The organism is Pandoraea nosoerga (assembly GCF_902459585.1).
Classification (GTDB): Bacteria; Pseudomonadota; Gammaproteobacteria; order Burkholderiales; family Burkholderiaceae; genus Pandoraea; species Pandoraea nosoerga.
Genome location: NZ_CABPSC010000010.1, coordinates 158,848 through 181,237 on the forward strand (window position 1 = coordinate 158,848; position 22,390 = coordinate 181,237).

General features: G+C 67.1%; 21 protein-coding genes. 8 read left to right on the forward strand and 13 right to left on the reverse strand.

Annotated elements, in window-relative coordinates; translation table 11 throughout:
• Positions 1 to 15: 15 nt before the first annotated feature.
• The gene (locus PNO31109_RS14285; protein WP_241014243.1) at positions 16 to 420 is read right to left on the reverse strand and encodes a nucleotide pyrophosphohydrolase; all 405 of its coding nucleotides are present in this window, start codon (positions 418 to 420) and stop codon (positions 16 to 18) included.
• Positions 421 to 693: 273 nt separating this feature from the next.
• On the opposite strand from PNO31109_RS14285, the gene PNO31109_RS14290 reads away from it, so the two are divergent.
• The 4 genes from PNO31109_RS14290 (at position 694) to PNO31109_RS14305 (ending at position 5,033) form a co-directional block, all read left to right on the forward strand.
• A complete protein-coding gene (locus PNO31109_RS14290; RefSeq protein ID WP_241014241.1) occupies positions 694 to 1,080 on the forward strand; it encodes a 2Fe-2S iron-sulfur cluster-binding protein in 387 nt (128 codons plus the stop codon).
• Between the two features lie 63 nt (positions 1,081 to 1,143).
• Positions 1,144 to 2,811 (forward strand): energy-dependent translational throttle protein EttA, encoded by a 1,668-nt coding sequence (gene ettA / locus PNO31109_RS14295; RefSeq protein ID WP_150556129.1) that lies wholly within the window; start codon positions 1,144 to 1,146, stop codon positions 2,809 to 2,811.
• A 151-nt stretch (positions 2,812 to 2,962) separates the two neighbouring features.
• Positions 2,963 to 3,748, forward strand: coding sequence for a 3-hydroxybutyrate dehydrogenase (locus tag PNO31109_RS14300; RefSeq protein ID WP_150556185.1), 786 nt, complete (start codon positions 2,963 to 2,965; stop codon positions 3,746 to 3,748).
• Positions 3,749 to 3,851: 103 nt separating this feature from the next.
• Positions 3,852 to 5,033, forward strand: coding sequence for a DUF3734 domain-containing protein (locus PNO31109_RS14305; protein WP_150556130.1), 1,182 nt, complete (start codon positions 3,852 to 3,854; stop codon positions 5,031 to 5,033).
• A 119-nt stretch (positions 5,034 to 5,152) separates the two neighbouring features.
• Here the strand turns inward: PNO31109_RS14305 and PNO31109_RS14310 are convergent, their stop codons facing one another.
• From PNO31109_RS14310 to PNO31109_RS14325, 4 genes are all read right to left on the reverse strand, one after another.
• Positions 5,153 to 6,859, reverse strand: a complete 1,707-nt coding sequence (locus PNO31109_RS14310; RefSeq protein WP_150556131.1) for a chemotaxis protein CheW — start codon at positions 6,857 to 6,859, stop codon at positions 5,153 to 5,155.
• Entirely contained in the window at positions 6,856 to 7,383 is a 528-nt protein-coding gene (locus tag PNO31109_RS14315) for a chemotaxis protein CheD (RefSeq protein WP_150556132.1), read from the reverse strand. The genes PNO31109_RS14310 and PNO31109_RS14315 overlap by 4 nt, the downstream gene beginning before the upstream one ends.
• Positions 7,367 to 8,209, reverse strand: a complete 843-nt coding sequence (locus tag PNO31109_RS14320) for a CheR family methyltransferase (RefSeq protein WP_150556133.1) — start codon at positions 8,207 to 8,209, stop codon at positions 7,367 to 7,369. Before PNO31109_RS14320 ends, PNO31109_RS14315 begins: the two co-directional genes overlap by 17 nt.
• Before the next feature lie 183 nt (positions 8,210 to 8,392).
• Entirely contained in the window at positions 8,393 to 10,090 is a 1,698-nt protein-coding gene (locus PNO31109_RS14325) for a methyl-accepting chemotaxis protein (protein WP_150556134.1), read from the reverse strand.
• 721 nt (positions 10,091 to 10,811) lie between these two features.
• Here PNO31109_RS14325 and PNO31109_RS21950 point away from each other — a divergent pair.
• Entirely contained in the window at positions 10,812 to 10,949 is a 138-nt protein-coding gene (locus tag PNO31109_RS21950) for a hypothetical protein (protein ID WP_174966393.1), read from the forward strand.
• A gap of 134 nt (positions 10,950 to 11,083) precedes the next feature.
• Here the strand turns inward: PNO31109_RS21950 and PNO31109_RS14330 are convergent, their stop codons facing one another.
• Positions 11,084 to 11,389 carry a hypothetical protein gene (locus PNO31109_RS14330; RefSeq protein ID WP_150556135.1) on the reverse strand — a complete coding sequence of 102 codons (306 nt, stop codon included), beginning with the start codon at positions 11,387 to 11,389 and terminating at the stop codon, positions 11,084 to 11,086.
• Positions 11,390 to 11,793: 404 nt separating this feature from the next.
• The gene (locus PNO31109_RS14335; protein ID WP_150556136.1) at positions 11,794 to 12,087 is read right to left on the reverse strand and encodes a hypothetical protein; all 294 of its coding nucleotides are present in this window, start codon (positions 12,085 to 12,087) and stop codon (positions 11,794 to 11,796) included.
• A gap of 227 nt (positions 12,088 to 12,314) precedes the next feature.
• On the opposite strand from PNO31109_RS14335, the gene PNO31109_RS14340 reads away from it, so the two are divergent.
• Complete coding sequence (locus tag PNO31109_RS14340) at positions 12,315 to 12,827, forward strand: VOC family protein (protein WP_174966394.1); 513 nt, start codon at positions 12,315 to 12,317, stop codon at positions 12,825 to 12,827.
• Positions 12,828 to 12,854: 27 nt separating this feature from the next.
• Here the strand turns inward: PNO31109_RS14340 and PNO31109_RS14345 are convergent, their stop codons facing one another.
• The 5 genes from PNO31109_RS14345 to hemA form a co-directional block, all read right to left on the reverse strand.
• Positions 12,855 to 13,457 carry a UbiX family flavin prenyltransferase gene (locus tag PNO31109_RS14345; RefSeq protein ID WP_150556138.1) on the reverse strand — a complete coding sequence of 201 codons (603 nt, stop codon included), beginning with the start codon at positions 13,455 to 13,457 and terminating at the stop codon, positions 12,855 to 12,857.
• A gap of 76 nt (positions 13,458 to 13,533) precedes the next feature.
• Positions 13,534 to 13,848 (reverse strand): Grx4 family monothiol glutaredoxin, encoded by a 315-nt coding sequence (gene grxD / locus PNO31109_RS14355; protein ID WP_150556139.1) that lies wholly within the window; start codon positions 13,846 to 13,848, stop codon positions 13,534 to 13,536.
• Positions 13,849 to 13,985: 137 nt separating this feature from the next.
• On the reverse strand, positions 13,986 to 14,846 hold the full coding sequence (gene prmC / locus PNO31109_RS14360) for a peptide chain release factor N(5)-glutamine methyltransferase (RefSeq protein WP_150556140.1): 861 nt from the start codon (positions 14,844 to 14,846) through the stop codon (positions 13,986 to 13,988).
• Complete coding sequence (gene prfA / locus PNO31109_RS14365) at positions 14,846 to 15,928, reverse strand: peptide chain release factor 1 (RefSeq protein WP_150556141.1); 1,083 nt, start codon at positions 15,926 to 15,928, stop codon at positions 14,846 to 14,848. The genes prmC and prfA overlap by 1 nt, the downstream gene beginning before the upstream one ends.
• Positions 15,929 to 17,221 (reverse strand): glutamyl-tRNA reductase, encoded by a 1,293-nt coding sequence (gene hemA, locus PNO31109_RS14370; protein WP_150556142.1) that lies wholly within the window; start codon positions 17,219 to 17,221, stop codon positions 15,929 to 15,931.
• Positions 17,222 to 17,530: 309 nt separating this feature from the next.
• On the opposite strand from hemA, the gene PNO31109_RS14375 reads away from it, so the two are divergent.
• Together PNO31109_RS14375 and PNO31109_RS14380 are read left to right on the forward strand one after the other, a co-directional pair.
• Positions 17,531 to 17,785, forward strand: coding sequence for a GlsB/YeaQ/YmgE family stress response membrane protein (locus PNO31109_RS14375; RefSeq protein ID WP_150556143.1), 255 nt, complete (start codon positions 17,531 to 17,533; stop codon positions 17,783 to 17,785).
• 409 nt (positions 17,786 to 18,194) lie between these two features.
• Positions 18,195 to 19,694, forward strand: coding sequence for an MDR family MFS transporter (locus tag PNO31109_RS14380; protein ID WP_150556144.1), 1,500 nt, complete (start codon positions 18,195 to 18,197; stop codon positions 19,692 to 19,694).
• A 97-nt stretch (positions 19,695 to 19,791) separates the two neighbouring features.
• Here the strand turns inward: PNO31109_RS14380 and PNO31109_RS14385 are convergent, their stop codons facing one another.
• Positions 19,792 to 22,245: a penicillin acylase family protein gene (locus PNO31109_RS14385; protein ID WP_150556145.1), complete on the reverse strand. Its 2,454-nt coding sequence runs from the start codon at positions 22,243 to 22,245 to the stop codon at positions 19,792 to 19,794.
• Between the last annotated feature and the right edge of the window lie 145 nt (positions 22,246 to 22,390).

Consider the following 22,390-nt stretch of genomic DNA (forward strand, 5'->3'; position numbering starts at 1 on the left):
ATTGCAAGGTGTGGGTCAGGCCGGCGGCACCGGATACTTTTCGGCGTTCATGACGAGTTTCTCGTGTACGGCGCGATTCAGGTCGACACCGAGTACCGAGGCGAGCCGCACGAGATACATGGCGATATCGGCCAGTTCCTGCTCCACGTGTCGCGCTTCGCTCGTCTGCATGACGGCCTTCGCTTCGGCCTCGGTGTGCCACTGGAAGATTTCGACCAGTTCGGCGACTTCGACCGACAACGCCATCGCAAGGTTCTTCGGCGTGTGATGGCGGTGCCAATCGCGCGCATCGGCAAACGCGTGCAGCGCGGCTTCCAGGCCGGACGTGTCGATGAGTCCGGTGAGCGCGGTGGATCCAGCAGGCTGTCCCGCAGCCGCGGCCTCCGATGACGGCGCGTTGACGGTCATATTGGCGGTCATATTGGCGGCCACATTGGCGGGCTTGTCGTTGGGCTTACTGGCGGGCGCGTGTGCAGGCGTAGTTTCGGGAGCAGCGGACATGGGCGGACCGTAATGGAGATCGCAGCGCACGGCGGGCACGGAGCGAAGGGGCGGCCGGGCATTGCCGGGCGACGGACCTCGATGCCCGCGACGCGCCCGCCGAGGCGACAAAAGGTCGGGGAACGGGTTATGGTAGCGCGTTGGCGCAAGATGCGCCGTGCACCGTTTCGACGCCCACCGAGCGCCTTTGCCTTGAACCGTCCGCCCCCCGACTCCGCCAACGTCTCCGAACCGTGCGCCGACGCCGCGCGCGACACTCATGCGCCAGGCGCGCCTGCATGCCGCATCACGCTTGCGCCGTCGGGCTGGCAATTCGATGCGCCGCCCGACGTGCCGATTCTGCTCGCCGCGCAGGCGGCGGGCGTCAGGCTGCCGAGCCTGTGCCGCAACGGCACGTGCCGGGCCTGTCTGTGCCGGGCGCAGACGGGCGGCGCACCGGCGCCGGTAACGTACCGCATCGAGTGGCCGGGCATGTCGCGCGAGGAGAAGGCCGAGGGCTGGCTGTTGCCTTGCTGCGCCTACGCGCGCGGCGAGCTCGTGATCGACGCGCCCGATGCCGTGCGTGTCGCCCTTTGTTAAACTTGCCGCTATCTGGCGCTCGCCCGAGAGCCGTCACAACCGTTTCAGAATCAGGAAAGCCGAATGGCACAGTACGTATTCAGCATGAACCGCGTGGGCAAGATCGTGCCGCCCAAGCGTCATATCCTCAAGGACATCTCCCTGTCGTTCTTCCCGGGCGCCAAGATCGGCGTGCTGGGCCTGAACGGCTCGGGCAAATCGACGCTGCTCAGGATCATGGCGGGCGTCGACAAGGAGATCGAGGGCGAAGCGATCCCGATGGCAAACCTGAACATCGGTTATCTGCCGCAGGAGCCGCAGCTCGACCCGGAGCAGACCGTGCGCGAGGCCGTGGAAGGCGGCATGGGCGAGGTGATGCAGGCACGCGCGAAGCTCGACGAAATCTATGCCGCATACGCCGAGCCGGACGCCGACTTCGATGCGCTTGCGGCCGAGCAGGCCAAGTACGAAGCGATTCTTGCCGCGAGCGACGGCAACAATATCGAGCAGACGCTGGAAGTTGCCGCCGACGCGCTGCGCCTGCCGCCGTGGGACGCCAAGATCGGCGTGCTCTCGGGCGGCGAGAAGCGCCGCGTGGCGCTCGCGCGTTTGCTGCTCTCCAAGCCCGACATGCTGCTGCTCGACGAGCCGACCAACCACCTGGACGCCGAATCGGTCGACTGGCTCGAACAGTTCCTCACGCGCTTTCCGGGCACCGTGGTGGCCGTGACCCACGACCGTTACTTCCTCGACAATGCCGCCGAGTGGATTCTCGAACTCGACCGCGGTCACGGTATTCCCTGGAAGGGCAACTACAGCTCGTGGCTCGACCAGAAGGAGCAGCGCCTGAAGCAGGAAGAGGCGAGCGAGTCGGCCCGTCAGAAGGCGCTCAAGAAGGAACTGGAGTGGGTGCGCCAGAACCCGAAGGGCCGTCAGGCGAAGTCGAAGGCGCGTCTGGCCCGCTTCGACGAGCTGAACAATCAGGAATACCAGAAGCGCAACGAGACGCAGGAAATCTTCATCCCCGTGGGTGAGCGCCTGGGCAACGAGGTGATCGAATTCAGGAACGTCTCGAAGGCCTTCGGCGACCGTCTGCTGATCGACGATCTGAGCTTCACGGTGCCGCCGGGCGCCATCGTCGGCATCATCGGCCCGAACGGCGCCGGTAAATCGACCCTGTTCAAGATGCTCACGGGCCGCGAGCAGCCGGACAGCGGCGAGATCAAGATCGGGCCGACCGTGAAGATGGCCTACGTCGATCAGAGCCGCGACGCGCTCGACGGCAACAAGACCGTGTTCGAGGAGATTTCGGGCGGCGCCGATGTGCTTACCGTGGGCAAGTACGAAACGCCGTCGCGCGCCTACATCGGCCGCTTCAACTTCAAGGGCTCGGACCAGCAGAAGCAGGTTGGCTCGCTCTCGGGCGGCGAGCGCGGCCGTCTGCACATGGCCAAGACCCTGATCTCCGGTGGCAACGTGCTGCTGCTCGACGAACCGTCGAACGACCTGGACGTCGAGACGCTGCGCGCGCTGGAAGACGCCTTGCTCGAATTCGCCGGCTGCGTGCTGGTGATCTCGCACGACCGCTGGTTCCTCGATCGCATCGCCACGCATATTCTGGCTTTCGAGGGCGACTCGCACGTCGAGTTCTTCCCGGGCAACTATCAGGAGTACGAGGCCGACAAGAAGAAGCGCCTCGGCGAGGAGGCAGCAAAGCCGAAGCGAATCCGCTACAAGCCGATCGCGCGGTAATGCAGGAAAAGGCGCCGCAAGGCGCCTTTTCCGTTTGGACGCGATCAAGCGAACGTGGTGAACGCTGTATATCCGACGAGCCATGCCGGTGCGCGCAGCACCGCATGACCCGCCATTTTGACGAATCGGGAGTGTGCAAATGAGCCAGTCAGTGAATCAGTTGGATGGAAAGGTCGCCGTGGTCACCGGGGCGGCGAGCGGCATCGGCAAGGAAATCGCGCTCACGCTCGCGCGTGCCGGCGCGGCAGTCGCCATTGCCGATCTGAACCAGCAGGGCGCCGACGCCGTGGCCGAAGAGATCAAGGCGGCGGGCGGGCGCGCGATCGGCGTGGCGATGGACGTGACGAACGAAGACGCCGTGAACGGCGGCATCGACAAGGTCGCCGAAACGTTCGGTTCGATCGACATTCTGATTTCGAACGCGGGCATTCAGATCGTCAATCCGATCGAGAACTACGCGTTCGCCGACTGGAAGAAGATGCAGGCCATTCACGTGGACGGCGCCTTCCTCACCACGAAGGCGGCGCTCAAGCACATGTACAAGGACGATCGCGGCGGCATCGTGATCTACATGGGCTCGGTGCACTCGCACGAGGCCTCGCCGCTGAAGTCGGCCTACGTGGCGGCCAAGCACGCGCTGCTCGGGCTCGCGCGCGTGCTCGCCAAGGAGGGCGCGAAGCACAACGTGCGCTCGCACGTCATCTGCCCGGGCTTCGTGCGCACACCGCTCGTCGACAAACAGATTCCCGAACAGGCCAAGGAACTCGGCATTTCGGAAGACGAGGTCATCAAGAAGGTCATGCTCGGCGGCACGGTCGACGGCGTATTCACCACCGTGGACGACGTCGCGCAGACCGCGCTCTTCCTGTGCACGTTCCCGTCGGCCGCCTTCACGGGGCAGTCCTTCGTGGTGAGCCACGGCTGGTTCATGCAGTAACCGGCCAATTAGTAGCCGGCCAATTCCCGACGCGCGAGGCGGGGGCGGGAGCCGCCCGCGCCGTCGCACCCGGTCAGCGTCTGCAAGCCTCAGGAGAACGTTCATGACGGCCAATCCGCCGAAAGTCCCCAAGCGGGCCATCGAACTGCCGCCTTACGAGACGGTGGCGCTCGTGTTGCAGGGCGGCGGCGCGCTCGGGGCCTATCAGGCGGGTGTGTACGCGGGTCTGTACGAAGCGGGCATCGAGCCGAACTGGATCGCGGGTATTTCGATCGGTGCGCTCAATACCGCCATCATCGCCGGCAATGCGCCCGAGCGTCGCGTGGCTCAGCTCGAAGCGTTCTGGCGCACGATCTGCGAGCCGGCCGTGTTCCCACCGCTGCCCGCACCGTTCGAAGCAGCCATCCTCAACGGTCCGGAATCGGGGCGCATTGCGTACAGCGCGTGGCAGGCCTGGCGCGCATTGGTCGAGGGGCAGAAGGGCTTCTTCACACCGCGCTGGCCGCAGCCGCTGCCCACCGCCATGGGCGATCCCGCGCACGCGAGCTATTACGACACGACCGCGCTGCGCGCCACGCTCGAACGCTTCGCCGACTTCGATCGCATCAACTCGCGCGAGATTCGCGTATCCGTCGGGGCGGTCAACGTGCATACCGGCAACTTCGTCTATTTCGACAATACGCGCGAGGTGCTGCGTCCGGAGCACTTCATGGCGTCCGGTGCGCTGCCGCCGGGCTTTCCCGCCGTGGAGATCGATGGGCAGTATTTCTGGGACGGCGGTCTCGTATCGAATACCCCGCTCTCGGAGGTGCTGGGCACCTCGCCGCGGCGCGACACGATCGCGTTCCAGGTGGATCTGTGGAGTGCGCGCGGCCCGCTGCCGGACAATCTGAACGACGTGGCCGACCGGCAAAAGGACATCCAGTTCTCGAGCCGCACGCGTCTCGTCACGGACAACTTGCAGCGTGCGCAGCATTATCGCCGCGTGTTGCGCGAGGTGCTCGAGCGCGTGCCTGCCGACGTGCGCGCGCATGATCCGTGGTGCCACGCGGCGCAGGAAATCGCGTGCAGCAAACGCTACAACGTGATCCAGCTCATTTACCGGAACAAGGAATACGAGGGCCACTACAAGGACTACCAGTTCGGGCTGGCTGCCATGCTCGATCACTGGTCGAGCGGTCTCGACGACATGCGACGCACCCTCGCGCATCCCGACTGGCTCGCCATGCCGAGCGACACCACGGGCTTCGTCACGCACGACATCCACCGCCACGAAGCCGTCTGAGCCGGGCTGTCACCGTCCCGGCTTCGCGCATAAGCCACGGCGCGCGCCATCACTTCGCCCGCCTGCGGCGCGCCGCTCCCCGCCCCCCGGGGACGCCGCAAGGCTTTGGCGCCGGCGCATCACTGCGCCAGCGCGGTCTCCAGCCGTAGCCTGAGCGGCTGCAGGTCCAGCAGCATCGCCGTGCGCGCCTGAGCGCCGGCCGCCGGCAACTCCACGGCTTCACGCATGTCGTGGCGCATCTCGTGCGTGGCACGGCCGAGCAGCAGCGCCGGCACTGGCAGCTTGTCGGCGTCGTCGAGCGTGACGATGTTCTCGATCGCGTCGACCAGCAGGCCAAACTTGTCCTTGCCGTGTTCGATCACGAGGATCTTGCGCCCCTGCGCATCGTCGTGCGGCGGCATGCCGTAGAGCGCGCGCAAATCGACGATGGTGACCAGCTCGCGGCGCAGGTTCAGGATGCCGCGCACGAAGGGCGGCGCGCCCGGCGCCGGCATGACGTCGGGCGAGTCGTGAATGATCTCTCGCAACTGATCGAGGCGCACCGCGAGCATGTGCTGCAAACGGAACGATACGTAAGCGTGGCGCGTGCCGCGCGACGACTTCGCGCCCATGCGCGCTGCCGCCTCGCTCGCGCTCGCGTGCTGCGCGGCGGGCGCCTCGCGATACAGCTCGCGGTGGCCGCGCGTGAGTTCGAGCACCTGTGAATGCGTGAAGAGTTCGTCGGCGTTGAGCAGCACGATGTCGTCCGCCGGATCGCGCGCGATGCAGCCGGCGAAGAGCTGCGCATGCGACGCGCTGAAGGACGGCACGGCGAGCAGTTCATCGGCGAAGTACGTGACGATGCTGTCCACGGCGTCCACGAGCAGCCCGAAGTGGACGTCCTCCTGCCTGACGATCAGGATGCGGCGCGGGTCGGACGCCGTGCCTGCGATGCCCGCATCCGGGCGGGCGGCCTGCAGGCCGAGGAAGTGCGCGAAGTCGATCACCGGCACGATCGTGCCCCGGAGGTTGAGCATGCCGACGCAGAACGCGCTCGCGAGCGCCGAATTCTGCAGCTCGGGCACGCGGATGATTTCGCGAATCGCGCTCATCGGCAGCGCGAGTCGCGAGCGCTCGACGGTGAACGACACGCACTGCAGGCGCTGACGTTGCTGGCGGCGCTGCGGCGCGCTGAGCGCCTGGCGTGCGATCAACTGCGGCATGTTTTCGATGCGCACGAGGGCGCCCGGCGCGAGGATTTGCAGAATGCGATCGCCGCCGTCGAGCTTGATCGCGCCCGCGATGACCCGTGGCGCCGTATGCGAGGTGCCGTACTGAAAGCTGGTGCGTTGCGACGCGCGCACGCGCAGGAGCTCGCCCGTGGCGTCGAACCACAGCCCCACGCGCACGCCATCGACGTCGACGATGGCGATCTTGCCGGCGTCGTGGTGCGCCGCGGGCGCGTCGGCCGTCATCGCCAGCAGCGGCGTCAGATCGACGATGGGGATCAGCGTGCCGCGCAGGTTGAACAGCCCGAGCAGGAACGGCGGCGCGAGCGGCACGGGCGTGACGCGCGACGGATAGTTCACCACTTCCTGCAGCGCGACGATGGGCAGCGCGAATTCAATGCCGCCGAGATGGAACGAGCCGAAGACTTCGGCCTCGTCCGTCCTGGGCATCGTGGGCACTTTGGGCACTTTGGGCGCCTCGGGCGTTGCCTTTGCCGGCGCGCCGACGCCTTGATACGCGTGATAGGGCGACGTCGTCTGCGGCAGAACGGCCGTGCCGGCGACGGCGTCGCGCGTGGAGACCGGCAGGAAGGGAAAGCCTGGCGTGCGAGCATTCATGATTCACGTCCCACGAGTCGGAGGGCCGGGCGGCGAGGGGCGGCCGCGCCGCCGTTGCAGCCGATGGTGCGCACGGCAAATGCGTGCCGTGCGCAGTCGATGGTCAGTTGGCGGCCGACGTCGCCGCCGACTTCGATATGCACGATCGGGATGCCCGCCGCGGTGACGAGCGCCTGCGCCACTCTGGCATTGGCCTCGCCGATCAGCCCGTGCCTCGCCGGCGGCTGGTGCGGCATCATGTTGCCGCCCCCGGCAATCACGGCCTCGATCTCGCCGCGCCGTGCACCGGTCGCCTTCAGGAGCGCGAGCAGCGACGGCACTGCCTGCGTGACGTACTTCGCGCCGATGGCGAGCACCGGCTGCGGCGACTCGGGCAGCAGACAGTGCGCCAGTGCGTACAGGCCGCGCGCCCGCCACATCAGGCCGATACCCACGCAGGAGCCGAGGGTTGCGCGCAACACGTCGCCGCCGCGCCCCAGGCGCACCTCGCCCATCAATACCTGGATGTCATGCGACGGCCCCATTCGGTGCTCCCTGGTTCCGGTAGATGAGCGGCTGCTCGAAGCGATAGCCGGTCGAGAGCCGCGCAAGCGACTCCGATTCGCCGACGATCAGCACGCCGTGGGGGGCGAGCGTGCGGCGCACGTTCTCGAGCACGCGTTCCTGGTCGGCAGTCTCGAAATAGATCAGCACGTTGCGCAGCATGACGAGATCGAAAGCCTCGCGTCGCGCCATGTGCTGGTACAGGTTGTGCTCGGCGAACGTGATGTGGGCGCGTAGCTCCGGCACGACCGTGAAGCCGGCCGCGTCGGCACGGAAGTACTTCGCGAGCATGGCCGGGCGCTGCTGCCGCAGACCGTCGATGCTGCGTCCGCCGTAGCGCCCCGCCGCCGCCGAGGCGAGCACCTGGCTCGAAATGTCGGTGGCGTGGATCTGATACTGGAAGCCCGGATGGCGCGCGCGAAATTCCTCGCAAATCATCGCCGCCGAATACGGCTCCTCGCCGGAGGACGCCGCCGCCGACCACAGGCGCAGGCTGCGCCCGGGGTTCGCGGCATACCAGCGCGGCAGGTAGTGCTGCGCGAAGTAGTCCCAGACGCGCGGCGTGCGGAAGAACGCCGTTTCATTCGTCGTGACGAGATTCACGAAGTTGCGCACTTCGTCCGGTGCGTTCTCCAGCAGCGCGAGATAGTCGCGGTAGCAGCGCAGTGACAGCGTGCGCAGGCGCGGACGCAGGCGGCCTTGCAGCATCGTCCACTTCTTCTCGTTCATCGAGATGCCGGTGTGGCGATGCACGGCGCGCAACAGCGCCTGCTGGGTGCCGGGGTCGACGTCGGCTTCGATTTCCATGGCGGGCCCTCCGGGCGGACGGGTGAGCCGGCCGCGCACGGCGGGACTGTCGGGCGTGGCCGGGGCAATGAGGTAATGACGCAATGACGCAATGGCGCAATGAGGCTGGCCGGGGGCGGGGGGACGGCGCCCTCGGGCGTGCCGCTCGCGGACGCAGCCCGCAGCGGCGCGCACGCTCCTTCGTTACACCCTGAAGCGCGATACCGTGCGATCGAGTTCCTCGGCGCCCTGGCTCAGACCGGTGGTCGCTTGCGCGATCGTCTCGCACGCGCCCGCCGAGCGCTCGGTTTCCTCGGCCACGTGCTGGATCGCCACGCTCACTTCGCGCGCGGCCACGAGCTGCTCCTCGGCTGCGCAGGAAATTTCCGAGATCGCCTGCGTGGTGCGCGACACGCCCGCCACGATCTTCTCGAACGCTTCGCCCGCCTGACGCGAGACGTCGCTGCCCTGCGCCACGCGTTTGGTCGATTCGTTGATCAGCTTGGAGATTTCCTTGGTGGCCTGTGACGAGCGCTCGGCCAGCTTGCGCACTTCGTCTGCCACGACCGAGAAGCCGAGCCCGTGCTCGCCGGCGCGGGCCGCCTCGATGGCTGCGTTGAACGCGAGCAGATTCGTCTGGCCGGCGATCTCGCCAATGACCTTCACGATCTCGCTGATGTCCTCGGATGACTTGTTGATGAGCTCCATCGCTTCGACCGAGCGGGCAATGGCGCGCGCCCCCGTCTCCGCTTCCTGCTGCGTCGATCGGGCGAGCTGATCCGCGCCCTTGGTGTTGTCGGCAATGGAGTTGATCGACGCGGTGAGTTCCTCGATCGATGCATTCATCTCTTCGACGGTCGCCCCGAGCGCCTGCGCGCCCGTGGCGACGGTATTGGCCCGCTCGGCGATGTCGCGCGAGGCGCCCGTGAACTCGCCGGCCGAGTTGACCACCTTGCCGATGACGGCGCGCAGGTCGTCCATCATGTGACGAATGCCTTCGGCCAATTGGTCGATGGGATCGGTGCCCGCCACGGCGATCTCACCGGTCAGATCGCCCGCCGCGGCGCGGTTGACCGTCTCGAGCAGGCGCGCCACCTTGCGCTGATCTTCCTCCGCGCGGCGCTTCACGCTTGCCTCGAGCTCGACCTGCTGCGTGATGTCGGTGGCGAACTTCACCACCTTGTACGGTCGGCCGCTGGCGTCGAGGATCGGGTTGTACGTCGCCTGAATCCACACTTCGCGCCCGCCGCGCCCCAGCCGCTTGTAGCGGCCCGCGTCGAATTCACCGCGGTTGAGCTTCGCCCAGAACTCACGATAGGCGTCGGAGAGCGCGTAGTCCGGCTCGCAGAACAGGCGGTGATGCTTGCCGCGAATGTCGTCGAGCGTGTAGCCGAGCGTCTTCAGAAAGTTGTCGTTCGCGGTAATGACCGTGCCGTCGAGATTGAATTCGATGACCGCCTGAGCCAGATCGATCGCGCGCACCTTGCCCTCGAACTCGGCCGCCTGGCGCCGCTGCGCGGTGATGTCGGAGGCGAACTTCACCACCTTGTACGGACGGCCCTCGGCGTCCATGACGGGGTTGTACGACGCCTGGATCCACACTTCGCGCCCGCCCTTGCCGATGCGGCGGTACTCGCCCGAGTCGAATTCGCCCCGATTGAGCCGCGCCCAGAAGTCTCGGTAGGCGCTCGAGCCCGCGTACTCCGGGTCGCAGAACATGCGATGGTGCTTGCCCTCGATCTCGTCGAGCGAATAGCCGAGCGTCTTCAGGAAATTATCGTTTGCGTGCAGTACGTGGCCCTGCATGTCGAATTCGATGATGGCCTGAACCCGGTTGAGTGCGGCGCTGATGGCCTGCAGTTCCTGCTGTTCCATCTGGAATTCAGGCGTTGCGATTTCCATGACTTTTTCCCCTGTTGCGCTTGCCCCGGCGCGTAACTTGCGGCCATCACGAAAGCACTGTTGTTTGAATTCAAATTACCTAACCGAATTGCACAGCCCCCTATAGCGGTGATTACGACACCATCAAATTCGACTTTAGGTCGGTACTTGCCCGAGGATTGCCTGGTCTTTGAAAGGCGAACGCTTCGGAAAGGCCCGTCGGATAAGGATTCAAAGATAAAGGAAACAAATTGAAAGTCGACGCCGTTATCGCGTTATTACCTTTCAAACGCATGGATGGAATAAAGACTCGATTTGAGACGCGAAGGAAAGACGCGGCCAAGTGGCGAAGCTCGATGGCGGGGAAGGAGAGGCGGTCCGGCATGTGAAATCCCATGCCTGCCGAACGGGAAAAAAAAGTCCCTCCTCCCGCGTCTGAAACGGGAGGAGGGTTGACTCAAGGCCGCACTTTTCGGGGCAATTGAAAGAGCGACGCTTAGCCATACGCAAACCGCATGCCAGCGTCGTTGCCTCGCCAAAACCCGCATGGTGACTGGTTTCGATCGGTGAATCGGGGTGCGGTGTTACGGCTTCGCCCGGCCATGTTACGTAACAAAGTGCGACACGTGTGGTGTTTGGCAACCTTCGCTTACACGGCTTACAGACGCGTGATGGGCCCGCAGACGACGCAACGATATAAAGGAAGCGAACGGATGCACGTTCCCCTATCAGGAGTCAGACCATGAAGTTAGTCGTTGCTGCATTGCTGGCCGTCACCCTTGCCGGATGCGTCGTCGTACCGGCGCGGCCGTACTACGGCGGATATCACGGTGGATATTACGGCGGGTATTACAGTCACCCCTGCTGCTACCGCTATTGACCCTTCGCCGGCCTCGGGCGGACAAGCGGCAATCCGGTCCCCGGCGCCCCAGGCGGTGAAACCGCACCGCCAGCAAGACGAAGCCCCGCGGGATGGTTGTCCGGCGGGGCTTTTCGTTGCTGCGCTTGCGTGGATCAGTGGCGATAGTGGCCGCCGTGGCGGTCCCAGCGGCGATCCCAGCCGCGATCGTGACGCCAGTGCCCCGGGGGCGGTCCACGCCAGTAGTGCGGGCGCGGTGCATAGATCACCGGCGGGGGCGGCGCCACGACCAGCGGTGCGGGCGCCGCATAGAGGGGAGGCGGCGCATAGACCGGCGCCGGGGCCACGATGGCGGGACCGGGAATACCGATGTTGACCGAGACGTCGGTGCGCGCGAGGGCGCTGCCCGAGGCGATCGCGGCCGCGAAGCCCACAGCGGCGATCCAGTAGTGACCTTTCATCTGTTCTCCTTGTTTGACGACGCGCTCCCCGCGCGGACGAGGTCGGTGCGACCTTGTGGCGACCTTGTGGCGACTGTGGGGCGACTGTGGGGCGACCGTGTGGTGGTCCTGTCGTGACCCCGTGGTCGGCGTCTGCCTGTGCGCCGGCGCGCGAATCACGAGCCCCGATTTTACGAAGCGTGCACGCCCGACGGTGCTACGGCGGCACTACAGATGTAACAAGGCGTAAGGGGCTAAGGGGCTAAGGGGCTAAGGGGCCAAGGGGCCAAGGGGCCGAGGGGCCGAGGGGCCGAGGGGCGGCGGGCGTGGGCAGGCATGAGCGCCGTAAGAGGCGTGAGGGACGCAAGAGACGCAAGAGACGTCAGGGAAGTCAGGGAAGTCAGGGAGTTGAGGGGGGGCGGCGCTCAGCGCCGCTCGTGGTCCCGCGGCGCGAGAAAGCTGGCCGGACGACGGCCGCGCCGGGCCGAGGTGGCGAAATACGACGGACGCCGAAGCGCCTGCGTGTCCTGCGGGGAGCGCCAATAGGGCGTGCGCGGCGTGCCGAGCAACTCGCCCGGCCGGTGCGGCGAGAGCGGCGGCATCGACGCCGGCCACGCGAGCGTGCGCCAGCGCGCGCCCGCCGGTACGACGAGCACGAGCATGACGAACAGAAGCATGACAACGGCATAGACGACAACAGGCGAGAGGGCGGTCTCCATGGCGAACTCCGGTTGCGGACATGTCGCATGCAGGGGGCATGCGGCCTGGCACGCGAAGTGTAGCGTTTTTACTATAGTTCATGCCGCTCGGACTGACACTCGGTTGTCGCCACGCGGGTTGCGAGACTACACTACAAACGCAGTTTCCCGAATGCCGTCGCCCCGCGCGGCGGCTCGCTGGCGTGCATCGCCACTTCGCTGCCCGGGGGATCGTGATGACTCAGGCCGTGCTTGACCCCACCTCCGCCGTCGATCCGTCGGCAACGGTGACCCCCGTGGCCATCGACCATGTCGCGTATCCGAGCTACGACGCGATTCTCACCCACCGCTTCTACGTCGACGTCATGGGCTTTCGGCTTGCGGGCGCGCAGACGGGCATGAGCCGTCTGTGGGGCAAACCCTACCTGCTCGTGAGCTACGAACTCGCGCCCGGTGCGGCGCTGGCTTTCTTCAATTGCGACGGACTCGCGCCGACCGACCATCACGACACGCCCGCGGCGCAGATCCACCATGTGGCGCTGCGCGTGCGCGATCGCGAAGGCATCGAGCGCTGGAAGGCGCGGCTCGACGCCTACGACGTGCCGTTCGCCGCCGAGCGGCATGGCGACGGCGAGCATCTCTATCTGCTCGATCCCAACGAGGTCATGCTGGAGTTGTGCGTGCAGACGCCCGAGTCCGCCGCCGGCCAGCCACAGGGCGCGCTCGACACGCTGCAGCGCTGGGTCGACGGCGTGCGCTAGTGCGTGCGCTGCGCGGGACTGCCGGCGTCAGGCTTCCGCGCCCTTGCCGAGGCCGTCCCAGCTCGTGGAGACCGGCGGGGCGATGCCGAACAGATCGATGACGCGCGCAACCGTGTCGTCGACCATTGTGTCGAGCGATGCCGGGTGGTTGTAGAAGGCGGGCAGGGGCGGATAGACGATGCCGCCCATCTCGGTGACGGCGGTCATGTTGCGCAGATGCGCGAGGTTGAACGGCGTCTCCCGCACCATCAGCACGAGACGGCGCCGTTCCTTGAGCGTGACGTCGGCGGCGCGCGAGATGAGGTTGTCGGACAGACCGTGCGCCACGCTGGCAAGCGTCTTCATCGAGCAAGGCGCCACGACCATTCCGGCCGTGGCGAACGAGCCGCTCGCGATGTTCGCGCCGATCTCGCGCACGCTGTGGTATTGATCGGCCAGCGCCTGCACGTCGGCGCGTTCGAGTCCCAGCTCGTGGCGCAGGGTCAGCCAGCCGGCGCTCGAGACGAGCAGGTGAGTCTCCACACCGCCCATGGCGCGCAGGCGCTCGAGCAGACGCACCCCGTAGACGGCGCCGGTCGCCCCCGTGATGGCGACGACCAGCCGCGCGGGTGTCGCCGCCGCCGTTGCCATCGAGGGTGCCGAGGGTGCCGAGGGTGCCGAGGGCGCGGAGGACGCGGGGGGCGTCGAAGGCGTCATTGGCGCCGAATTACGCGACTTCGGCGAGGATCTGCTTGAGTTCGCCGCTCTGGTACATCTCCATCATGATGTCCGAGCCGCCGATGAATTCGCCGTTGATATAGAGCTGCGGAATGGTCGGCCAGTTGGCGAATTCCTTCACGCCCTGACGGATTTCCTCGTCCTGCAGCACGTCCACCGTGAACAGGTTGTCGACGCCGCACGCCTTCAGGATCTGCACGGCACGGCCCGAAAAGCCGCACATCGGGAATTGCGCATTGCCCTTCATGAAGAGCACGACCGGGTGGTCGGTGACGATTTGCTGGATACGTTGCTGGGTAGTCATGGTGGAAAGCCCGTGGGGATGCCGGAAAATCGGCGTATCCGCCATTTTAGCGGTTTTCCGCCGCGGCCGTCGGGGCCAACGCGGCGGCGGCGGCGGACATCGCGTCGGTGCCCCGCAATGCCGGCGCCGGCCCGAGCTCAGGGGCGCCGTCCGCCCGTCGTGCGCTCGATGCCGGCCAGATCGCGCTCGGAGACTACGTCCGCGAAGCCCGCCGCGGCGCACAGCGCCCGCACGTCGGCCGCCTGATGGTAGCCGTGCTCGCACAGCAGCCAGCCGTTCGCCACCAGTCGCGAGGGCGCACCGCTCACGATCGTGCGCAGCGCGGCGAGGCCGTCCGCGTGATCGGTGAGCGCGTCGACGGGCTCGAAGCGCAGATCGCCCCGCGACAGGTGCTCGTCGCCGGCGACGATGTACGGCGGATTCGAGACGATGACGTCGAAGGGCGCGGTGTCGGCCGGCAGGGCGGCGTACCAGTCGCTCGCGAGCCATTGCACGTGCGTCAGGCCGAGCCGGCGGGCGTTCTCGCGGGCGACGCCGAGCGCCGCGTCCGAGCGATCGAGCGCGATCACTTTCGCGTCGGGGCGCGCGTGGGCGATCGCCAGGGCGATCGCGCCGCTGCCGGTGCCCAGATCGAGCACGCGCGGCGCCTGGCGTGCGGCCAGACGCTCGAGCGCCAGCTCCACGAGCAATTCGGTTTCCGGGCGGGGAATGAGGACGGCGGGGCTGACCGAGAGCGTCAGCCCGAAGAACTCGCGCGTGCCGACCAGATAGGCAATGGGCTCGCCGGCGAGGCGTCGGGCGCGCAACTCGCGATAGGCGGCGACCGTGTCGGGCGCGAGGGGTTCGCGGTCTCGCGTGATGAGCTGCGTCCGGCTCCAGCCAAGCACGTGCGCGAGCAGGATGCGCGTCTCGAGCGCCGGCAGACCGGGCTCGCGCAACAACGTCGCGACGGTGAGCGGCCCGGACGCCGGCGCGTTTCCCGTCGGGCCGTGCGCCATCACGCCGTCTCGCCCAGCGACGCCAGCAGTTCCGCCTGATGCTCGGTCACCAGCGCGTTGATCAACTCGTCGAGATCGCCGTCCATGATGTATTCGAGCTTGTAGAGCGTGAGATTGATGCGGTGATCCGTCATCCGGCCCTGCGGGAAGTTGTACGTGCGGATGCGCTCCGAGCGGTCGCCAGAGCCGATCAGGCTCTTGCGCGTGGCCGCTTCCCTGGCCTGCTGGGCCCGCAACTGCGCGTCCTTGATGCGCGCGGCCAGGACCTTGAGCGCCTTGTCCTTGTTGCGATGCTGCGAGCGATCGTCCTGGCACTCGACGACGATGCCCGTGGGAAGGTGCGTAATGCGCACGGCCGAGTCCGTCTTGTTGACGTGCTGGCCGCCGGCGCCTGACGCGCGGAACGTATCGATGCGGATGTCGGCCGGATTGATTTCGACGTCCGTGACGTCGTCGGCCTCCGGCATTACCGCGACCGTGCAGGCCGAGGTGTGGATGCGGCCCTGCGTTTCCGTGGCCGGCACGCGCTGCACGCGATGGCCGCCCGATTCGAACTTCAGACGCGAGTAGGCGCCCTGGCCGACCAGGCGCACGATCACTTCCTTGTAGCCGCCCAGATCCGACTCGCTCGCCGACATGATCTCGACCTGCCAGCGCTGGCGTTCGGCGTAACGCGTGTACATGCGCAGCAGATCGCCGGCGAAGAGCGCCGATTCGTCGCCGCCGGTGCCCGCGCGGATTTCCAGGTAGATGTTGCGATCGTCGTTCGGATCGCGCGGCAGCAGCATGCGCTGCAGTGTGCCTTCCATGTCTTCCATGCGGGCACGCGCGTGCGCCGCCTCGGCTTCGGCGAACTCGCGCATTTCGGGGTCGGACGCCATCTCATGCGCGGCCGTGACGTCGTTGTGCGCCTGGCGGTATTGCTGATACTGCGCGACCACGGGGGCCAGCTCGGCGTGTTCGCGCGTGAGCTTGCGGTAGTTGTCCAGATCGCGGGTGACGTCGCCCTGGCTCAATAGGCCATCAAGCTCGACCAGACGTTGCGTCAACTGGTCGAGCTTGGCTTGCATGCTCGCTTTCATCTATTTGTCGGCGGATCCCGAGGTGCGGAACAGTTCGGGAATGAGGTGAAGGATCTGCTCGCGCGAATCGCCGCGCGCCGTGTTCAGCGCGTGGGTCGGGCCGTGCAGGAATTTCTTCGTGAGGGATTGGGACAGGGCGTCGAGCACCGCGGCCGGGTCGTCGCCGCGTGCGAGCATGCGCTGGGCGCGCTCGAGTTCGGCAAGACGCATGGCCTCGGCCGCGCCGTGAATGTCGCGGATGACCGGCACGACGCTGCGGGCGTCGAGCCATTGCATGAAGTTCTGTACGCGCGTCTCGATGATCGCTTCGGCTTGCGCGACGGCAGCCTGGCGCAGTGCGTTGCCTTCGCGCACGACTGCGCCGAGGTCGTCGACGGTGTACAGGAAAACGTCGGTCAGGCGGCCGACCTCCGGCTCGATGTCGCGCGGCACGGCCAGATCGACCATGAACATCGGCTTGTGCTTGCGCGCCTTGATGGCGCGCTCGACCGCACCCAGCCCGATGAGCGGCAGCGTGCTCGCCGTGCACGACACGACGATGTCGAACTCGTGCAGGCGCTGCGGCAGCTCCGAGAGGCGGATCGCCGTGCCGCCCAGGCGCTCGGCGAGCTTCTCGCCGCGCTCGGCGGTGCGGTTGGCGATGTACAAGGCCTTCGGGGTCTGCGCGGCGAAGTGCGTCGCGCACAGGTCGATCATCTCGCCCGCGCCGATGAAGAGTACCTTCTGCGTGCTGAGGCTTTCGAAAATGCGCTGGGCCAGACGCACCGCGGCGGCGGCCATCGACACCGAGTGCGCGCCGATCTCGGTCTGGCCGCGGACTTCCTTGGCCACCGCGAAGGTGCGCTGGAAAAGCTGGTTCAGATACGTGCCCAGGGCGCCGGCTTCCGCGGCCGTGCGCACGGCGTCCTTCAACTGCCCGAGAATCTGCGTCTCGCCGAGCACCATCGAATCCAGGCCGCTCGCCACGCGAAAGGCGTGACGCACGGCGTCCGACTGGGGCAGCGCGTACAGATGCGGGGCGAGCTCGCCCGCCGGGATGTTGTGGAACTGCGACAGCCAATGCACCGCGCGCTCGCGGGCGGCGACATCATCCGTCACGCAGTAGATCTCGGTGCGATTGCACGTCGAGAGAATGGCGGCCTCGGGCGCGCTCGACCGGCCGCTCCCGCTGCCGGCCCACAGGCTCCGGAGTCCCGCCAGCGCCGGCTCGATCCGCTCGAACGGAAACGCCACCCGTTCGCGCAGCGAAACGGGCGCCGTGTGGTGATTCAGGCCGAGAGCGAGCAGTTGCATGATGTGGGGGATCTGATAGCCCCAGATTATAGCGCGTCGACGCGACGCCCGTTTCCTCGCCGCACGGCCGGGACCGCGTGGCTGCACGGGCGCTGCGCCCCCGCAGGTTGGCTAGCGTGCCTCATGATGGCGCAGCCGGGGATTTTTGACAAATAGCCGGCGCTTATAGGCGGCATAGCATCGCGGCATGCGTCGACGGTCCCGGCATGTGGGCCGCAAGGCCGCGGGCCGGGGCTCGCCGGGACGGTTGCCGAATCGGCCGGATTCGACGCTATACTGCGTTCGGGTTACCGTCCTTGGAGACACGTCATGGGCATTATCGGCACCATCGTCGTTGGTCTGATCGTCGGCCTCGTTGCCCGCGCGCTGCATCCGGGCCGGGACAATATGGGCATCATCATGACCATCATCCTCGGCATTGCCGGCGCGCTGCTCGCCAAATATGTCGGCCAGGCCCTGCACCTCTACACCGAAGGCCAGTCGGCCGGCTGGATTGCGTCGATCCTCGGCGCCATCGTCCTGCTCGTGATCTACGGCATTCTCAAGCGCAATCGCACGGCGTGACGCCGCGCGCGCGGCGGGTGCGGCCCCAGGCCGCATCGGCGCGCCTGAATCGGGGGACGGCGACTGTCGCGCGCGGGCAACGCGCGCGGCGACGGTCGGGGGGCGCGTCTGTGCGCTTGCGCACGCAAAACGTCGATAACCCGCCTTCGGGCAGGGTTATGCGCGGCGTAAGTCCCCGTCGCACAAGGCTTTGCGCCACGCTGTCGGCCGTGCGTCGCGGCGTCATACGCGTTTTCCCGCATTCGGCTATGCTTGGCTGCATCGCCTGGCCCAAGTCGTCTTGACGACGCGCGCGGCCGCTGCCGCCACGTTCGATCCGTCTTCCGCCGTCCGGCGTTGCCGCTGCCCCCGACAGGAGGGCGGCGATCCTCGCAAGTTGTTGCCTTCATCCCCCAAAACCAAGAAACACATGTCTGCGACACGCAATTCCGTGCGGCCGTTCATCGTGGCGTCCGTGATGGCGGCCACGTCGATGGTGGCCATCGAAGCCACGATCATCTCGACGGCCATGCCGCAAATCGTTGCCCAGCTCGGCGGCCTGAATCTCTACAGCTGGGTTTTTTCCGCCTTTCTGCTCGCGCAAACGGCCATGACCGTGGTCTTCGGCAAGCTCGCCGACCTCTACGGCCGCAAGCCGGTGATTCTGGTGGGCATTGCCGTGTTCCTGGTCGCCTCGCTCGGCGGCGGGCTGGCCTGGTCGATGCCCGCCATGATCGCGTTTCGCCTGCTGCAGGGCGTGGGCGCGGCCTGTATCCAGCCGGTCAGCCTGACGATCATTGCCGACTACTACCCGATCAGCGAGCGCGGCAAGGTGCAGGGCTATCTCGCGAGCGTGTGGGCCATCTCGGCCGTGCTCGGCCCGATGCTCGGCGGTCTCATCATTCGCGATCTGTCGTGGGCGTGGATCTTCTGGATCAACATCCCGATCGGCCTGCTCGCCGCCGCGGGCTTCGTCGCCTATCTGCATGAAGAGGCGCCGCGCCAGCGGCCGAGCATCGACGTGCCGGGCGCCGCGTTGTTTACGGTTGCCGTGGCCGGGCTGATGATCGCGCTCACCGATGCGAACGCCTTTACCGACACGCATGTGTGGTCGGGTGTGCTTGTCTGCGCGGTCGCGTCGGCGCTGTTCGTCTGGCAGGAACGCCGCGCCAGGGACCCGATGATCTCGTTCGCGCTGTGGAGCCATCGCCCGATTGCAGCGGCCAACGCGGCGACCCTGCTCTCGGGCATGGTGCTCATGGGCCTGACGACGTTCCTGCCGATGTACGCGCAGGGCGTGCTGCGCCAGACGCCGGTCGTGGCCGGCATGGCGCTCACGATGATCATGGTCGGCTGGCCGATCGGATCGACGATCGCGGCCAAGACGTTCGCGCGCTTCGGCCTGCGGCGCATTCTCGTGGGCGGCAGCCTGCTCATGCCGCTGGGCGGCATCGTGTTCGCGCTGCTCGGGCCGAGCAGCTCGCCGCTGCTCGCCGGCTTCGGCTCGCTGCTGATGGGCTTCTCGATGGGCACGGGCAGCGTGAGCGCGCTCGTGCTGATTCAGGAGATTGTCGACCCGTCGCAGCGCGGCAGCGCCACGGCGTCGAACATTTTCTCGCGCAACCTGGGCAGCACGCTCGGCGCAACGCTGTTCGGCGCCGTGCTGAACTTCGGGTTGACGCATTCGAGCGGACTCGGCCCGGTGACTTCGGACCAACTGCGCCATGTGCTCGAAGACCGCGGCGTGTCGAACCTGGCCGACGAGGCGATCCGCGCGGTGCTGCAGCACTCGCTGCATCTCACGTTCCTGTCGATTCTCGCGATCTCGATCGGCGTCGTGCTGCTGTTCCTGCTCGTGCCCACGAATGCGGTCGATCGCTCGCGCGAGCGCAAGCGCGAGAAGCCGGAGTTCGTTGCCGGCGGACATTGAGCGAGCGTCGCGCTTGCCCGGGAGCGTTCACCCGGCAATACGGCCGGTCGGGATTTCCCGCCGGCCGTTTTTCATGCGGGACGACGCGTCTTCGCGCTCAGCGCGCCGACTCCGGCACCAGATGCAGCCGGGTCTCGGTATCAGCCTCGACCGCCGCGCGCGAATAGGGCAGCCTGAAGTACTGGCCGTCGAGCCACTTCTGCGCGAGGTCGCGATAGTGCGGGCTGTCCGGATTGCCCGACTCGCCCGGTAGATTCATCGCGCGCGTGTTGTCCCAGTTGCCGACGTCGACCACGATCCGGAACGACGGACCGTTGGTCTGCCGGAAGTCGCTCACGCGGTACGTGGACTGGTTGGGCGTGAACGCGCTGCCGCCCTTGGGCATCGGACCGACGTTGAGCCTGGCGCGCATGTCGGCGTCCACCGCGTCGGCGAGCGGGTGGGCGTTGAGGTTCGTCTGCAGCTTGCCCCATTGCCACGCGCCCGGGTCGGGGCCCTGGAGCCTGACCATCTCGCCCCAGGCTTGCCCGAGGCTCGTGAGCAGCACGGCGTCGCGCCTGGCGCCGGCATTCTCGCCGAAGCGGGCGGCGGGTTGCTCCAGGGCGTCGAGCATGGCGGCAGGGTCGGGCGCACCGAAGCTGTCCGCAGCCGCCTTGGGCAGCACGGCGTTCTTGTACGCGCGGCCCAGATGGCGGCTGAACCACACTTCCTCGAGCGCCGCCTGGGCCGAATCGGCGCGCATTTCGGCGTCCCAACCCTTGAGCAGGCGCAGCGCGGCGGCCGTTTGCGGGTCGTCGCTCGAGAGCGGGGCGAGCAGCGCCGTGAGGCGCCGCGCCGGAATCGACACGATGTCGTTCTGCAGGCGCTCGGAGTCCTCGAGCGAGACCTTGTCCTTCGCGCGCAGCACTTCATCGATGCGCGCGTGGCGCGAACCGTTGGTCCACTCGAAGCCGAGCTTGCGTTGCGCGTAAGGGTAGCCCGCAGGCATGTTCATCTCGTTGGACGTCGTGAAGTAACCCGCGGCGGGGTTGTACGCCGAGGGCAGCTGATCGCGCCGCCAGAAGCCCGCCCATTCGTAGCGCCCGTCGCCGGGCACGGGCAGCAGGCCGTCCCAGTTCGGACGGATCGGCGCCATGCCGCTCGGCACCCAGCCGATGTTGCCCGACGCGTCCGCGTAGACCTGGTTGACGGTCGGGGCGCCCCAGGTGTCGAGCGCTTTCTGGAACTGCGCGTAGTTCTTCGCGCGCATGTAGCGCATGGCGTCGAAGTACGGCGACATGCCGGGTTCGAGCCAGGCGGTGCGCACGGCATACGCGCGGTGCTTCGCACGGTCGACGTAGATCACCGGACCGTGCTTCGTGAACTTGAGGTCCGTCTGCACGGGGGCACCGTCGCGCACGGCGATCGACTCGCGCACCGTGCGCATGGGCACCCACTTGCCGCGATACCGGTACTGATCGGGGTTGGCCGGGTTCAGGTCGTAGACGTAGAGGTCTTCCTGGTCGATGTTGAAGATCGTGAGGCCGAACGCGATCGTGCCGTTGTGGCCGATCGCCACGCCGGGAATGGCCGGCTCGCCCGCGCCGATCAGATCGAGGGTGGGCGTGCTCACCTGCACGATGTAGCGCAGGCTCGGGGCGGCGTAGGCGCGGTGGGGATCATTGGCCATGATGGCGCGCCCCGTGGCCGATTTCTGCGGCGAGACGACCCAGTTGTTGCTGCCCTCGGCCGATTCGGTGGACGCATCGTAAGGGCCGGCGTCGGCCAGCTCGACGATGTCGGCGTCGGCCCGCTGCAACGACTCCCGGGTGATTTTCACACCCTGCGTGGCCAGATCGAAAACCTTGAGCAGATCGTCGGGCAGGCACGGGTCGAGCCCGTCGGGCACCTGCGTCTTCCAGGCCGGCTGCAGGCCGACGCGCACGCTGTCCGCGTCGAGCGACGCCTTGCACACGACCTTCGCGCGCGCGACTTCGCTCTTCAGATTGCGCGTGAGGCCGTGGCTGCGAATGCGCACGATGTCCTCGGCGGTCCACTTCGACGGCCAGTACCCGACCTTGCGGAACTCGTAGGGCATCTGGTCCGGATGCGCGGCGAGCCAGTCGATGTAGGCGTTCACGCCGGCGGCAAACGCCTGGGCAGCCGGTTTGGCGTCCGGCCCGTAGCGGCGCCATTCGGCCGCCATGTCGCCGCGGTAGAGGAAGCGGCGCGCGGCGTCGTCCTGCGCGACATAGGCGCGGCCGAACACTTCGGAGAGCTGGCCGAGGCCGCGGCGGCGCCACAGGTCGATCTGGAACAGCCGGTCGCGCGCGGCGTTGAAGCCTTGCACGAAGAATCCGTCGCGTTCGTTGGCGGCGAAGATGTGCGGTACGCCGTTGCGGTCGATCAGGATGTCGGCCGGCTGCGAGAGGCCGGCCACCGTGAGCGTCTGCGACGCGGCAGGCGCCATCACGGGCGCGGGCGCGGTCTGGGCGGCCGCGACCGCGGTGCTCCACGCCGCGGCGGCAAAGACCAGCAGGCTCGCGGCATGGATGGCGTTGGGGCGTTGCATTGTCTTCCTCCTGTTCTTGTCGGGGGGTGTCATTGTTGCGGAGTACCACGCAATCCTAGACGCATCCCGTGGGCATGCAACCCATATTCCGGGAAATGGAATAAATTCATGATCATCGAGGCCTGACGGCGGGCTCGCGACCCGT